The sequence below is a fragment of the Pseudomonas sp. Tav-5-1A genome (genome assembly GCF_055755055.1).
The window spans coordinates 4,962,305-4,976,523 of the sequence record NZ_CM146901.1; the positions used below are offsets into that span (position 1 = coordinate 4,962,305).

Below are 14,219 nucleotides of genomic sequence, written 5' to 3' on the forward strand. Positions count from 1 at the left end.
GTTGTCAGGGTGCAGTGGAGGCCTCAGACCAGCCGCGAGAGCATCTCGCGCGCTTCGCTCTGCTGGCCCTCGGTGCCTTCCTTGACCACTTCATCGAGGATGTCGCGTGCACCGTCATGGTCGCCCATCTCGATGTAGGCACGCGCCAGGTCGAGCTTGGTGGCGGCCTCGTCGGTGCCCGACAGGTAGTCGAAGTCGTCTTCGAACGGCGGCAGGTCGTCGAGGTTGTCGAGGTCGTCCAGCGCCGGCTTCTCCGGGGCCTTGAACGGCTCGGCGATGGGCGGGTGCTCCAGGCTGGCGGAGAGTTTGTCGAGCTCGGCGCTGACGTCACCCAGCTGCTCGTGCAGCTTGTCCGGGGCGGCCTGGGGCGCGGCGTCCATTTCCTCGGCCAGGGACAGGTCGAAGTCGTCCGGCAGCTCCAGGTCATCCACCGGTGCCGGCGGCACGTCGGGCTTGTCCAGGTTCAGCTCGGCCTCGAAATCTTCCAGCTGGGCTTCCAGCTCGGGGTCCAGGGTCGGCGCGGCCGGTTCGTCGTCGGCGATGGCCAGGTCGAAATCGGCCAGGTCGTCCACCGGCGGCGCTTCGGCAGGCGCGCTGTGCTCGGCCAGCAGCGCCTCGAAGTCCAGGTCGTCCTCTTCCAGGGCCGAAGGGGCTTCCACGGCAGGCGCAGGCTCGGCGGCGGCTTCCAGCGGCTGCGGGGCGTCCAGCACCAGGTCGTCGTCGAAGTCGGCGACGTCCAGGTCGGGTTCGGCCGGCTCGCCGAGGTCGTCGTCCAGGTTCAGGTCGAAGTCGCTGTCGAAGGTGTCGTCGATCGGGTCGGCAGCACCCGGCTCGTCCATCAGCAGGTCCTTGACGTACTGGGCGTCCAGCTCGGCGGCCACGGCGGCAGCGCCCGCAGCGGCCATGGCCACCCCGAGCATGGCGGGGAAGCGTGCTTTCAGCGCTTCCACGGCGTTGTGGTTCTGGCCGGTGGCAACCAGCTGGCGCTCTTCGCCGATGAAGGCGTTGCGGTCACCCTGGTGGGCGTAGACTTCCATCAGCTTGAGGCGCAGGTCGCTGCGCTCGGGCTGGGCCTTCACGGCAGGTTCCAGCAGCTCCGCGGCCTCGCCCAGGCGCCCTTCGGCCATCAGGCGGTCGGCCTCGGCCAGCAGGTCGGCTTCAGGGGCAACCACGGGCGCCACCTTCGGCTCGATGACCGAGGCCACCAGCGGTTCGACCACCGGCGCGGCAACCACCGGCTCGGCAGCCGGGCGCAGCGGCGGCGTGGGGATGATTTCGGACACCGGCGGCTGCACCACCGGCGCCGGCTCGGCGGCGGCCACGGCGGCAGCGGCAGACGCGGCGACCATGGCCGGCGCCAGCTTCACCGCCGGCGGCGGGGTTTCCAGGCCTTCGAAGCTGCTGGGCGGCAGGTCCAGGTCCTTGTCGAAGTCGGTTTCCTCGGCCAGGGCACGGGCCATGCGCATGTGCTTTTCGGCTTCCAGCTGGGCCTTGCGGCGACGCGCCAGTAGCAGCGCCGCCAGCAGCAGGATCAGCACCGCGGCGCCACCGATCAGGCCGAGCATGATCGGGCTGGTCAGGAACTTGCCGAACAGGCCAGGCTGCGCTTCGGCCGGGGCCGGGGCTTCTGCCGGTGCTGGGGCAGGTGCCGGCGCGGGGGTAGCCGCTTCCGGTGGCGTGGCGGGTGCGGCCGGGGCGGCTGGCGTGGCGGCATCCGGTGCCGGGGCAGGCGCAAGCTGGGCGTTGACGGCCGGGGCCGGCGTGGCGGCTGCGGCATCGGCGGCAGGCGCAGCCGGTGCGGCGGCGCTGGCGGCTTCCAGCTTGGCCAGTTGATCGTTTTTGAGCTGGATCAGCTTCTGCAGCTTGTCCAACTGGCTCTGCAGGTCGCCCATGCGGCTTTTCAGCTCGGCATTGTCGCGGCGGGTGGCGTCGAGGTTTTCCTTGGCCTGGGCCAGGCGCGCCTGACGGTCGCCGGCCTTGCCCTGGCCGTTCTTGCCATCGGCAGCCACCAGGCTGAGCTTGTCGCCAGCCTCGGTCTGCGCCGGTGCATTACCGGTGCCGGTGCGGCGGGTGGCGTCCAGCTGCTGGGCGCGCGGGCCCAGGCGGCGGCCTTCACGCCAGGCGGCGTTCTGGCGGGCCACTTCGGCAATCGCCGGGCCCTGGCCCAGGGCGGTGGCTTGCGGGGCGTCCGGCAGGCGCAGCACCTGGCCGGTCTTGAGGCGGTTGATGTTGCCGTCGACGAAGGCGTCGGGGTTCAGCGCCTGGATCGCCAGCATGGTCTGCTGCACGGAGGCCGGCGGCACGGCGTTCTTCTGGGCAATGTCCCACAGGGTGTCGCGCTTGCCGGTGGTGTAGCCGCCTTCGCTGCCCTGGGTCTGGGTGGTGACCGCAGGGGTGGTGGCAGGCTGCACGGGGGCGGCGTTCTGCGGCCCGAACTTGCTGGAGTCGACCAGCACGCTGTAGTCGCGCAACAGGCGGCCCTGGGGCCACAGCACCTGCACCAGGAACTTGAGCATCGGCTCGCTGACCGGCTGCTTCGAGGTCACGCGAATCACGCTGCGGCCGCCGCTGTTGATCACCGGGGTGAACGTCAGGTCATTGAGGATGGCATCGCGGTTCACGCCCGCTTTCTGGAATTCCTCGGGCGAGGCCAGGCTGGGCTTGATGTCGGCCGGCGCCAGGTCGCGAACGTCGAGCAGTTCGATCTCGGCCACCAGCGGCTGGTTGGCGGCCGACTTGAGGGTGACTTCACCCAGATCCAGTGCACGCGCCATACCGGAGGACAGCGCCGTAGCGGCGGCTATTGCTAACACCAGTTTGCGAACTTGAACCATGGCCTAATCCTTGTTTGAACATTTCCTCGGCAAGCGAGAAGAAGTGAAAAGCTGCCTGGAGGCAGCTCACCTCAAGCAATCGGCCCGGCGCTTGGCACCGGGCTAGAATCATTATGCAAATTGTTGCCAAGTATCTTTTACAGCAGGTCTTTTATCAACAACTCAGCCAGCTGCACGGCGTTTAGCGCGGCGCCCTTGCGCACGTTATCGAGCGTAGCCCAAAGGTTGAGTTCGCAGGGGTCATCAATGCCGGTGCGCACGCGACCAACATAGACCACATCCTGGCCCACCGCGTCACCGACCGGGGTGGGGTAGTCCCCCTCCTCCACCAGCTCCACGCCCTCGGCGCCGTCCAGCGCGGCGTTCACCGCGGCCAGGTCGACGGCAGCCTCGGTCTGCAGCGACACAGTGAGGCTATCGCCAAAAAACACCGGAGCTTGAACGCAAGTCACGGAAATCTTTAGCAAAGGCAGCTGCAGCAGCTCGCGCAGCTCGCTCACCAGACGGCGCTCCAGGCCGACATGGCCCTGGGCATCCGGCTTGCCCACCTGGGGCAGCAGGTTGAACGCCACCTGGCGGTCGAAGAAACGTGGCTCCAGCGGGCGAGCGTTGAGCAGCTCGGCGGTCTGGCGCGCCAGCTCGCTGACGGCCTCGCGGCCCAACGCCGACACGGCCATGGCGACGGTGACATTGACCCGCATCAGGGCCAATTGTTCACGCAGCGGCGCCAGGATCAGCGCCAGCGCCACGGCGCTGGAGCTGGGGCTGCCGACCTGCACCGGCGCCTGCAGGGTGGCCAGCACGTCGCCATTGGCTTCCGGCACCACGTGCGGCGCCGCCAGCTCGCCGGACAGGTCGATGACCGTGCAACCGGCTGCCGTGGCCTTGGCGGCGAAGCTGCGGGTCACGGCGGCGCCCGCCGCGAAGAACGCCACGCGCACCTGCTTGAAGTCGAACTGCTCCACCTCGCGCACCCGCACGTTCTTGCCGCGGAACGGCACCGAGGCGCCGGCCGATTCGATGCTGGCCAGCAGGTGCAGGTTGCCCACCGGGAAATCACGCTCCTCGAGGACCTGCACCAGGGTTTCGCCGACGGTACCGGTGGCGCCAATGATGGCGATGTCGAAAGTCTGGGTCATGGGAGGTTCCTCGGGGAGTTGGCAGGGGGGCGGCACTTTACTGGATTGGCTGCCCTTGTGGGAAATTTCGCTAAAAACACCGTAGCCGCTGCCGCCAGGCTGCGCTGGCCCGGGCGCTCGCTGAAGCTCCTCGGTGAGGCACAGGGCCAGCGCAGCCTGCGGCAGCGGCTACGGGGTGGCCGGAGCATGAAAGCAATCTGCCGCGAATAAAAAAAACCCGTGCGCAAGGCACGGGTTTCTTTCAACTCACACCAGCACTTACCGTTCCAGCAGGATCCGCAGCATGCGGCGCAGCGGCTCGGCGGCGCCCCACAGCAACTGGTCGCCGACGGTGAACGCGCCCAGGTACTGGGAGCCCATGTTCAGCTTGCGCAGACGGCCAACCGGCACGTTCAGGGTACCGGTGACGTTGGTCGGGCTCAGCTCCTGCATGCTGATCTCGCGCTGGTTCGGCACCAGCTTGACCCAGGGGTTGTGCTGGCTGATCAGGCCTTCGATGTCGGCCAGCGGCACGTCCTTGTTCAGCTTGATGGTCAGCGCCTGGCTGTGGCAACGCATGGCGCCGATGCGCACGCAGATGCCGTCGACCGGGATCGGGCTCTTGAAGCGGCCCAGGATCTTGTTGGTCTCGGCCTGGGCCTTCCACTCTTCGCGGCTCTGGCCGTTCGGCAGTTCCTTGTCGATCCACGGGATCAGGCTGCCTGCCAGCGGCACACCGAAGTTTTCCGTTGGGTAGGCGTCGCTGCGCATGGCCTCGGCGACCTTGCGGTCGATGTCGAGGATGGCGCTGGCCGGGTTGGCCAGGTCATCGGCCACGGCCGCGTGGGTAGCGCCCATCTGGCGGATCAGCTCGCGCATGTTCTGCGCACCGGCGCCCGAGGCCGCCTGGTAGGTCATGGCGCTCATCCATTCCACCAGGCCGGCTTCGAACAGGCCGCCCAGGCCCATCAGCATCAGGCTGACGGTGCAGTTGCCGCCGATGTAGTTCTTGGTGCCGGCATCCAGCTGCTGGTCGATGACCTTGCGGTTGACCGGGTCCAGGACGATGACCGCGTCATCCTGCATACGCAGGCTGGAGGCGGCGTCGATCCAGTAGCCCTGCCAGCCGGCTTCACGCAGCTTGGGGAATACCTCGCTGGTGTAGTCGCCGCCCTGGCAGGTCAGAATGACGTCGAGGGTTTTCAACTCTTCAATGCTGTAAGCGTCCTTGAGCGGGGCAATATCCTTGCCTACCGCCGGGCCCTGGCCGCCGACATTGGAAGTGGTGAAAAACACCGGCTCGATAAGATCGAAGTCCTGCTCTTCCAGCATCCGCTGCATGAGCACGGAACCGACCATACCGCGCCAACCGATCAGACCTACACGTTTCATCGCAACTACACCTTTGACAAAAAAGTGGGCCGCTACTGCTGTAGCGGGCCCAAGAGATTACAGATTCCGCAGCGCCGCGACTACTGCATCACCCATTTCCTGCGTACCAACTTTCGCACAACCGTCCGACCAGATGTCGCCGGTGCGCAAGCCCTGGTCCAGCACCAGGCTCACGGCCTTCTCGATGGCGTCGGCGGCAGCCTGCTGGTTGAAGCTGTAGCGCAGCATCATCGACACCGACAGGATGGTCGCCAACGGGTTGGCGATGCCCTTGCCGGCGATGTCCGGCGCGGAACCGTGGCACGGCTCGTACATGCCCTTGTTGTTGGCATCCAGCGACGCCGACGGCAGCATGCCGATGGAACCGGTGAGCATGGACGCCTCGTCCGACAGGATGTCACCGAACATGTTGTCAGTCACGATCACGTCGAATTGCTTGGGCGCGCGCACCAGTTGCATGGCGGCGTTGTCCACGTACATGTGGCTCAGCTCGACGTCCGGGTAGTCCTTGGCCACTTCCTCGACCACTTCACGCCACAGTTGGCTGGAAGCCAGCACGTTGGCCTTGTCCACCGAGCACAGCTTCTTGCCACGCACGCGGGCCATGTCGAAGCCGACGCGGGCGATGCGGCGGATCTCGCTTTCGCTGTACGGCAGGGTGTCGTACGCCTGGCGCTCGCCGTTTTCCAGTTCGCGGTTGCCGCGCGGGGCACCGAAGTAGATGCCGCCGGTCAGCTCACGGACGATGAGGATATCCAGGCCCGCGACGATTTCCGGCTTCAGGCTGGAAGCGTCGGCCAGTTGCGGGTACAGGATGGCCGGGCGCAGGTTGCCGAACAGGCCCAGTTGCGCGCGAATCTTCAGCAGGCCGCGCTCGGGGCGAATGTCACGCTCGATCTTGTCCCACTTGGGGCCACCCACGGCGCCCAGCAGCACAGCATCGGCCTTGCGCGCCAGTTCCAGCGTCTCGTCGGCCAGGGGCACGCCGTGCTTGTCGATGGCAGCGCCACCGATCACGTCGTGCTGCAGTTCGAAGCCCAGGTTGAACTTGTCGTTGGCCAGGTTCAGCACCTTGACCGCCTCGGTCATGATTTCCGGACCAATACCGTCGCCTGGGAGAATCAGAATCTGCTTGCTCATGCTTTCCTCGATCTTTTGTTCAATTCGAAATTGCGAAACAGTCAGGCGTCGCGGAACAACCAGGGCTGGCTGGCCCGGTGCTTGCCTTCGAATGCCGCGATGGCATCGCCATCCTGCAAGGTCAGGCCGATATCGTCCAGGCCGTTGAGCAGGCAGTGCTTGCGGAACTCGTCGATTTCAAAGGTCAACACCTTGCCGTCGGCGCGGGTCACGGTCTGCGCCTGCAGGTCGATAGTCAACTGGTAGCCAGGGTTGGCCTCGACCTGCTGGAACAGCTCGTCGACCTCGGCGTCGTCGAGAATGATCGGCAACAGGCCGTTCTTGAAGCTGTTGTTGAAGAAAATGTCGGCGTAGCTGGGGGCGATGATGGTACGGAAACCGTACTCTTCCAAGGCCCATGGCGCGTGCTCGCGGCTCGAGCCGCAACCGAAGTTCTCACGGGCCAGCAACACGCTGGCGCCTTGATAACGCGCGTGGTTGAGCACGAAATCAGGGTTTACCGGGCGCTTGGAGTTGTCCTGGTAAGGCTGGCCCACGTCCAGGTAGCGCCATTCGTCGAACAGGTTGGGGCCGAAGCCGGTGCGCTTGATCGACTTGAGGAATTGCTTGGGGATGATCTGGTCGGTGTCGACGTTGGCACGGTCCAGAGGCGCGACGAGGCCGGTGTGCTGGGTAAAGGCTTTCATGCTGCGCTCCCTTGGATCAATTCACGGACATCAATGAAACGACCAGTCACCGCGGCGGCGGCGGCCATGGCCGGGCTCACCAGGTGGGTACGGCCACCGGCACCCTGGCGGCCTTCGAAGTTGCGGTTGGAGGTGGACGCGCAATGCTCGCCCGACTCCAGGCGGTCAGGGTTCATGGCCAGGCACATGGAGCAACCTGGTTCACGCCATTCGAAGCCCGCTTCGAGGAAAATCTTGTCCAGGCCTTCCTTCTCGGCCTGGGCTTTCACCAGGCCCGAACCCGGCACGACGATGGCCTGCTTGACCGTGGAGGCCACCTTGCGGCCCTTGGCGATCTCGGCGGCGGCGCGCAGGTCTTCGATCCGCGAGTTGGTGCACGAGCCAATGAACACGCGGTCCAGCTGGATATCGGTGATCGCCTGGTTGGCGCTCAGGCCCATGTACTTCAAGGCGCGCTCGATGGAGCCACGCTTGACCGGGTCGGCTTCCTTGGCCGGGTCCGGCACGTTCTGGTCAACGGCCAGGACCATTTCCGGCGAGGTGCCCCAGCTGACCTGCGGCTTGATCTGCGCGGCGTCCAGCTCTACCACGGTGTCGAACACCGCGTCTGCGTCGGACACCAGGTCTTTCCAGGCTTCGACGGCCTTGGTCCAGTTCTCGCCCTTTGGCGCGAACGGGCGGCCCTCGACGTAGGCAACGGTCTTCTCGTCCGCCGCCACCAGGCCCACGCGGGCGCCGGCTTCGATGGACATGTTGCAGATGGTCATGCGGCCTTCGATGGACAGGTCGCGAATGGCGCTGCCAGCGAATTCCATGGCGTGGCCGTTGCCGCCGGCGGTGCCGATCTTGCCGATCACGGCCAGCACGATGTCCTTGGCAGTGACGCCGAAGGGCAATTGGCCTTCCACGCGCACCAGCATGTTCTTCATTTTCTTCGCCACCAGGCACTGGGTCGCGAGCACGTGCTCCACTTCCGAGGTGCCGATGCCGTGGGCCAGGGCGCCGAAGGCACCGTGGGTGGAGGTGTGCGAGTCACCGCAGACCACGGTCATGCCGGGCAAGGTGGCGCCCTGCTCCGGGCTGATGACGTGGACGATGCCCTGGCGCACGTCGTTCATCTTGAACTCGGTGATGCCGTACTCGTCGCAGTTGTCGTCGAGGGTCTGCACCTGCAGGCGCGACACCTGGTCGGCGATGGCCTCGATGCCGCCCTTGCGCTCAGGGGTGGTCGGCACGTTGTGGTCCGGGGTGGCGATGTTAGCGTCGATGCGCCATGGCTTGCGGCCGGCCAGGCGCAGGCCTTCGAAAGCCTGGGGCGAGGTCACTTCATGGATGATGTGACGATCAATGTAGATCAGCGCCGAACCGTCGTCGCGCTGTTTGACCAAATGCGAGTCCCAGAGCTTGTCGTAGAGCGTTTTGCCGGCCATCAGACTTTCCTCATCAGTATCTTTTCTATGCCAATAACCGCTTGGCTTGTAGGGCGAATGCTAAGGGGTTACATTGGATTACTCAAATTCATAATTTTCATGCTTTGGATAACCAACAGGAATCCGAATAGATGGACCTGGCCAACCTCAACGCCTTCCTCGCCATCGCCGAATGTGGCAGCTTTTCCGGGGCCGGCGAACGCCTGCACCTCACCCAGCCGGCGATCAGCAAACGCATCGCCGGCCTTGAGCAACAACTCAATGTACGCCTGTTCGACCGCCTTGGGCGCGAAGTCAGCCTGACGGAAGCCGGGCGCGCGCTGCTGCCCCGCGCGTACCAGATTCTCAACGTGCTGGACGACACCCGCCGGGCCCTGACCAACCTGACCGGCGAGGTCGGCGGCCGCCTGACCCTGGCCACCAGCCACCACATCGGCCTGCACCGCCTGCCGCCGGTGCTGCGCGCCTTCACCAAGCGCTACCCGGACGTGGCGCTGGACATCCAGTTCCTCGATTCGGAGGTGGCCTACGAGGAAATCCTCCATGGCCGCGCGGAATTGGCGGTGATTACCCTGGCCCCCGAGCCCCATACCCTGGTACGCGCGGTGCCGGTGTGGACCGACCCGCTGGACTTCGTGGTGGCGCCCGAGCACCCGCTGGCGCTCAACGGCGCGGTGAGCCTGGCGGATATCGCCTATCATCCGGCTGTGTTCCCTGGCGGCAACACCTTTACCCACCATATTGTCCAGCGCCTGTTCGAGGCGCGGGGCCTGACGGCCAACATCGCCATGAGCACCAACTACCTGGAAACCATCAAGATGATGGTCTCCATTGGCCTGGCCTGGAGCGTGCTGCCGCGCACCATGCTCGACGACCAGGTGCGCAGCATTGCTTTGCCGGGCATTCAGCTCAGTCGCCAGCTAGGCTACATCGTGCACACCGAAAGAACGCTGTCCAACGCTGCGCGGGCCTTCATGGCCCTGCTCGACGCCGAGCCCGACACGTTAGCCGGGTAGCGCTCGGGCGCAGACGGTCTACCTTAAGGAAGCCGTAACCGCCAAAGGTCTGGTCCATGCCCAAGTCAGCTTCACGCTTTCCGCGCTTGCCGCGTATTCATGCGGCTGATCCCCAGGAGTCCGAGCAGACCTGGGAAAGCGCGCCGCAACTGCTGGCGGCGCTCAACGGCGCGCACCTGGGGGCCTGGTTCTGGGACGTGGGCAGCGGCAAGATCAGCTGGTCGCGGGGCACCCAGGCGCTGTTCGGCTTCGACCCCAGCGCGCCGCTGCCCAACGACCTGGATTACCTGGAACTGCTGCCCGAGGAGGACCGCAGCCGCACCACCCAGGCGTTCCAGGCGGTGCTGCGCGGCGAACCGGTGGAGCAGGCCCTGCGCCACCGCATCCGCTGGCCGGACGGCAGCCTGCACTGGCTGGAAATCAGCGGCAGCCTGATCGCCGACAAGGAAGGCCGCCCGCAGATGATCGGCGTGATCCGCGAAATCACCCGCCAGCGCGACCGGGAAACGGCGCTGATCAACTCGGAAAAGCGCTTCGCCACCCTCTTCCACCTCAGCCCCAACGTGGTGCTGCTGACCCGCCGCGCCGACGGCCTGATCCACGAGGTCAACCACCATTTCGAGAAGACCCTGGGCTGGGCCGCGCACCAGATCATCAACAAGACCACCGTGGAGCTAGGCCTGTGGGCCGAGCCCGAGCAGCGCCACAAGCTGCTGGAGGCCACGCGCCACACCAGCGAGCCGGTGAACATGGAGGTGCGCTTCTGCGCCAGCAGCGGCCAGGTGCACGACGGCATCCTCAGCACCCAGAACATCGAGCTTGAGGGCGACAGCTACCTGCTCAGCACCTTTACCGACACCAGCGACAACAAACGCGCCGAACAGGCGCTCAAGGACAGCCAGGAGCGCCTGGACCTGGCCCTGGACTCGGCGCAGCTGGGCACCTGGGACTGGCACATTCCCAGCGGCATGCTCTACGGCTCGGCGCGCGCGGCGCAGCTGCACGGCCTGGCGCCGGTGCCGTTCCACGAATCCTTCGAGGCGTTCTTCGAGGGCGTGCCCGACGACGAGCGCAACACCATGCGCCAGGCCTACCGCAGCCTGCGCGAGGGCCCGGCGGGCAATTACCAGATCACCTACCGCATCGCCCTGGAAAACGGCGCCTCGCGCTACATCGAGAGCCGCGCGCGGCTGTACCGCGACGACAACGGCCAGCCGCTGCGCATGGCCGGCACCCTGCTGGACATCACCGAGCAGGTGGAGCGCGAGCAGCGCCTGGTCAGCTCCGAAGAGAAGTTCGCCAGCCTGTTCCAGGCCAGCACCGACCCCATCTGCGTGACCCTGCAGGCCAGCGGCCAGTTCATCGAGATCAACCCCAGCTTCACCCAGACCTTTGGCTGGAGCGCCGAAGAGGTCAAGCGCCACACCGCCGACGAGCTGGGCTTCTGGCTGGACAGCGCGCAGCGCCTGCAGCGCATCGAGGAGGTGATTCGCGAGCGGGCGCTGAACAACGTCGCCGTGCAGGTGATGCACAAGAACGGCCAGGTGCTCACCTGCCTGATCTCCAGCCGCCTGATCACCGTCGACAACCAGCCCTGCGTGGTCACCACCCTGCGCGACATCACCCAGCAGCAACGGGCCGAAGCGGCGCTGAAAAGCAGCGAGGAGAAGTTCGCCAAGGCGTTCCACTCAAGCCCCGACGCCATCACCATCAGCGAGCGCGACAGTGGCCGCTACCTGGAGGTGAACGACGGTTTCTGCCGGCTCACCGGCTACAGCGGCAGCGAAGTGCTGGGGCGCAGCATCGACGACGTCGGCTTCTGGGCCGACCCGCGCCAGCAGGCCCTGCTGCTGGCCGAGCTGGAAGACAGCGGCCACGTGCACCACCGCGAGCTGATCGGCCGCAACAAGCGCGGCGAGGCGCTGACCCTGGAAGTGTCCATCGAGCCCATCACCCTCAACGAAACCCCGTGCCTGCTGCTCAACGCCCGCGACGTCAGCCAGCTGAAGAACGCCCAGGCGCAGATCCGCCACCTGGCCTACCACGACCCGCTGACCAACCTGCCCAACCGCGCGCTGCTGATGGACCGCCTGAGCCAGCAGATCGCCCTGCTCAAGCGCCACAACCTGCGCGGCGCCCTGCTGTTCCTGGACCTGGACCATTTCAAGCACATCAACGACTCCCTGGGCCACCCGGTGGGCGACACGGTGCTGAAGATCATCACCGCGCGCCTGGAGGCCAGCGTGCGCCTGGAAGACACCGTGGCACGCCTGGGCGGCGACGAGTTCGTGGTGCTGCTGACGGGCCTGGAAGGCAACCGCGCCGAGGTCACCGCCCAGGTCCGCGAGCTGGCCGACACCCTGCGCGCGCTGCTGGCCGAGCCCATGTCGCTGGACGGCCAGCGCCTGCAGGTCACCCCCAGCATCGGCGTGGCGCTAATACCCGACCACGGCACCACCCCCGCCGACCTGCTCAAGCGCGCCGACATTGCCCTGTACCGTGCCAAGGATTCTGGGCGCAACACCACGCAGATGTTCCACAACACCATGCAGAAGGCCGCCAGCGAGCGCCTGCAGATGGAAAACGACCTGCGCATGGCCCTGGCCCGGGGCGAGCTGAGCCTGCACTTCCAGCCGCAGGTGGACGCCCGCGAGGATCGCATCGTCGGCGCCGAGGTGCTGCTGCGCTGGCACCACCCGCTGCTGGGCCAGCAATCGCCGGCGCAGTTCATCCAGGTACTGGAAGAAAGCGGCCTGATCCTGGAGGTTGGCAGCTGGATCCTCGACGAAGCCTGCGGCGCCTGCGCGCAGCTGCTGGCCGACGGCCTGATCGACGTCAACGACTTTGCCCTGTGCGTGAACATCAGCCCGCGACAGTTCCGCCAGAACGACTTCGTCGAGCGCGTGGCCCACAGCCTCAGCCAGCACAACCTGCCCTGCACGCTGCTCAAACTGGAAATCACCGAAGGCATCGTCATCCAGAACCTGGAGGACACCATCAGCAAGATGCGCAGCCTGAAGAAACTGGGCGTCAGCTTTGCCATGGACGACTTCGGCACCGGCTATTCGTCGCTGACCTACCTCAAGCGCCTGCCGGTGGACGCCCTGAAGATCGACCAGTCATTCGTTCGCGATGCCACCCACGACCCCAACGACGCCGAGATCGTCCGCGCCATCGTCGCCATGGCCCGCAGCCTCGACCTCACGGTGATTGCCGAGGGCGTGGAGCTGTCCGAACAGCTGGAATTCCTCGAACGGCTGGGCTGCCACCTGTACCAGGGCTACCTGCACAGCCGCCCGCTGCCGCTGGCGGAGTTCAGGCAGATGTTGATTGATGAGAATCAAGGTGGCCAATAAAGCCCCCTTACTGTTGGTGCCAAACCCAACTAATGATCCCCATGCTCAGGCATGTACAGGCATGTCCAATGAATAGGGTTGATGTGCGGCAACCTTGGATCGCTACCCGCTACGATGAGCACATCACCATTGTCCAGCAAAGTGGCCGTATGATAAATAATTGGGTATTCCATTTCTTGCGGGTAGGTAGATGCCCAGTTTTTAGTTACCGGATCAAATAGCTGACCGACCCGAGGCGAGTTTTCAGCACCTATGCCTCCAATGAGCAGGACTTTTCCTGAGTCCAGGAGCGTCGCGCTAGGGCTTCCGACAGCGACATGCATCCAGGCCCCAACCTCCCAATCATCCATACCCTCTCGATAAATGTAAGTTTCCTGGAGCCGGATGCTTGCTCCAAGAATCGAACCACCAGCGAGCAGAATGCCGCCGTCGGCAATCGGAGTAGCTGAATGAAAAGCTCGGGCATCGGGCAATGAAGCACGGGATGTCCATCCCGCCTGGTGAGCGTCCAGCACTTCCACCTCCCTCACCACCGCATTTCCCGAGATGCCGCCAATGACTACCACAGTAGCGTCAGGCATCAATGTTGCGGTGTGGCTGAAACGGGCGTGAGTCAGGCTGGGAATTTGCCGCCACTGGTCAAGTGCCGGGTTGTAAATAAGGACATCCTGCAAAACTGTACCTACGCCACTTTTGAAATACCGCCCGCCGGTTATCAGCACCTCCCCTGAATGAAGCAACGTTGCGGTGTGATTTTCGCGCGGCACTGGCATCGGAGTTCCGAAGCGCCAAATATCCCTGTCCACTTCATAAAGCTCAACACTGGCAATTGAATCGCCATCCTGCGACATCCCCCCTATGACCAACACCTCCTGCCTACCTGGCAATACAGTCGCAGTATGGCTTGACCTCGCATGGTGAAGCGAGGCACCACCACGCCAGAGCCCGTCCCTAGCATCATATATCTCGACATCAGCAACGCTCTGCGCCGAATTTTTTCCGCCAACCACCAGCACTCTTGAATTTGAAATGGCGCTGGCTGTATGCAGCAACCGAAGCACGCCAAGCTGCGCAATCGGCACAAATCTACCCGTATCGAGTACCGTCTCACCAGGTTGGTGGCGCAGCAGCGAATCATTGCCCAACGGTGTGGCTGGGGGCTGGACGGCTGCTGACGCTTTACCGTTGGTAGTGTTCTTAGACGCCATGATGGATACACCTAGGACAAAAGTTAAGCTGCCAGAAAA

At 65.0% G+C, this 14,219-nt stretch carries 9 protein-coding genes; 2 read left to right on the top strand and 7 right to left on the bottom strand.

What is annotated here, in order from left to right:
• Nucleotides 1–23 precede the first annotated feature (23 nt).
• The 6 genes from AC0J42_RS22645 to leuC form a co-directional block, all read right to left on the bottom strand.
• Entirely contained in the window at nt 24–2,834 is a 2,811-nt protein-coding gene (locus AC0J42_RS22645) for a FimV/HubP family polar landmark protein (protein ID WP_473003943.1), read from the bottom strand.
• A gap of 137 nt (nt 2,835–2,971) precedes the next feature.
• Complete coding sequence (locus AC0J42_RS22650; RefSeq protein WP_473003945.1) at nt 2,972–3,973, bottom strand: aspartate-semialdehyde dehydrogenase; 1,002 nt, start codon at nt 3,971–3,973, stop codon at nt 2,972–2,974.
• A 258-nt stretch (nt 3,974–4,231) separates the two neighbouring features.
• Nucleotides 4,232–5,344: an aspartate-semialdehyde dehydrogenase gene (gene asd / locus AC0J42_RS22655; protein ID WP_416426031.1), complete on the bottom strand. Its 1,113-nt coding sequence runs from the start codon at nt 5,342–5,344 to the stop codon at nt 4,232–4,234.
• Between the two features lie 57 nt (nt 5,345–5,401).
• Nucleotides 5,402–6,484 (bottom strand): 3-isopropylmalate dehydrogenase, encoded by a 1,083-nt coding sequence (gene leuB / locus AC0J42_RS22660; RefSeq protein WP_416426033.1) that lies wholly within the window; start codon nt 6,482–6,484, stop codon nt 5,402–5,404.
• Nucleotides 6,485–6,525: 41 nt separating this feature from the next.
• Nucleotides 6,526–7,170, bottom strand: coding sequence for a 3-isopropylmalate dehydratase small subunit (gene leuD, locus AC0J42_RS22665; RefSeq protein ID WP_416426035.1), 645 nt, complete (start codon nt 7,168–7,170; stop codon nt 6,526–6,528).
• Nucleotides 7,167–8,600: a 3-isopropylmalate dehydratase large subunit gene (leuC, locus tag AC0J42_RS22670; protein ID WP_473003947.1), complete on the bottom strand. Its 1,434-nt coding sequence runs from the start codon at nt 8,598–8,600 to the stop codon at nt 7,167–7,169. Before leuC ends, leuD begins: the two co-directional genes overlap by 4 nt.
• A gap of 131 nt (nt 8,601–8,731) precedes the next feature.
• Between leuC and AC0J42_RS22675 the strand changes: the two genes are divergently transcribed.
• Together AC0J42_RS22675 and AC0J42_RS22680 are read left to right on the top strand one after the other, a co-directional pair.
• A complete protein-coding gene (locus tag AC0J42_RS22675; RefSeq protein ID WP_416426038.1) occupies nt 8,732–9,616 on the top strand; it encodes a LysR family transcriptional regulator in 885 nt (294 codons plus the stop codon).
• A 56-nt stretch (nt 9,617–9,672) separates the two neighbouring features.
• Nucleotides 9,673–12,972, top strand: a complete 3,300-nt coding sequence (locus AC0J42_RS22680; RefSeq protein WP_473003950.1) for a sensor domain-containing protein — start codon at nt 9,673–9,675, stop codon at nt 12,970–12,972.
• 29 nt (nt 12,973–13,001) lie between these two features.
• On the opposite strand, the gene AC0J42_RS22685 is transcribed toward AC0J42_RS22680, so the two are convergent.
• Complete coding sequence (locus AC0J42_RS22685; RefSeq protein WP_473003952.1) at nt 13,002–14,180, bottom strand: Kelch repeat-containing protein; 1,179 nt, start codon at nt 14,178–14,180, stop codon at nt 13,002–13,004.
• Nucleotides 14,181–14,219: the final 39 nt, after the last annotated feature.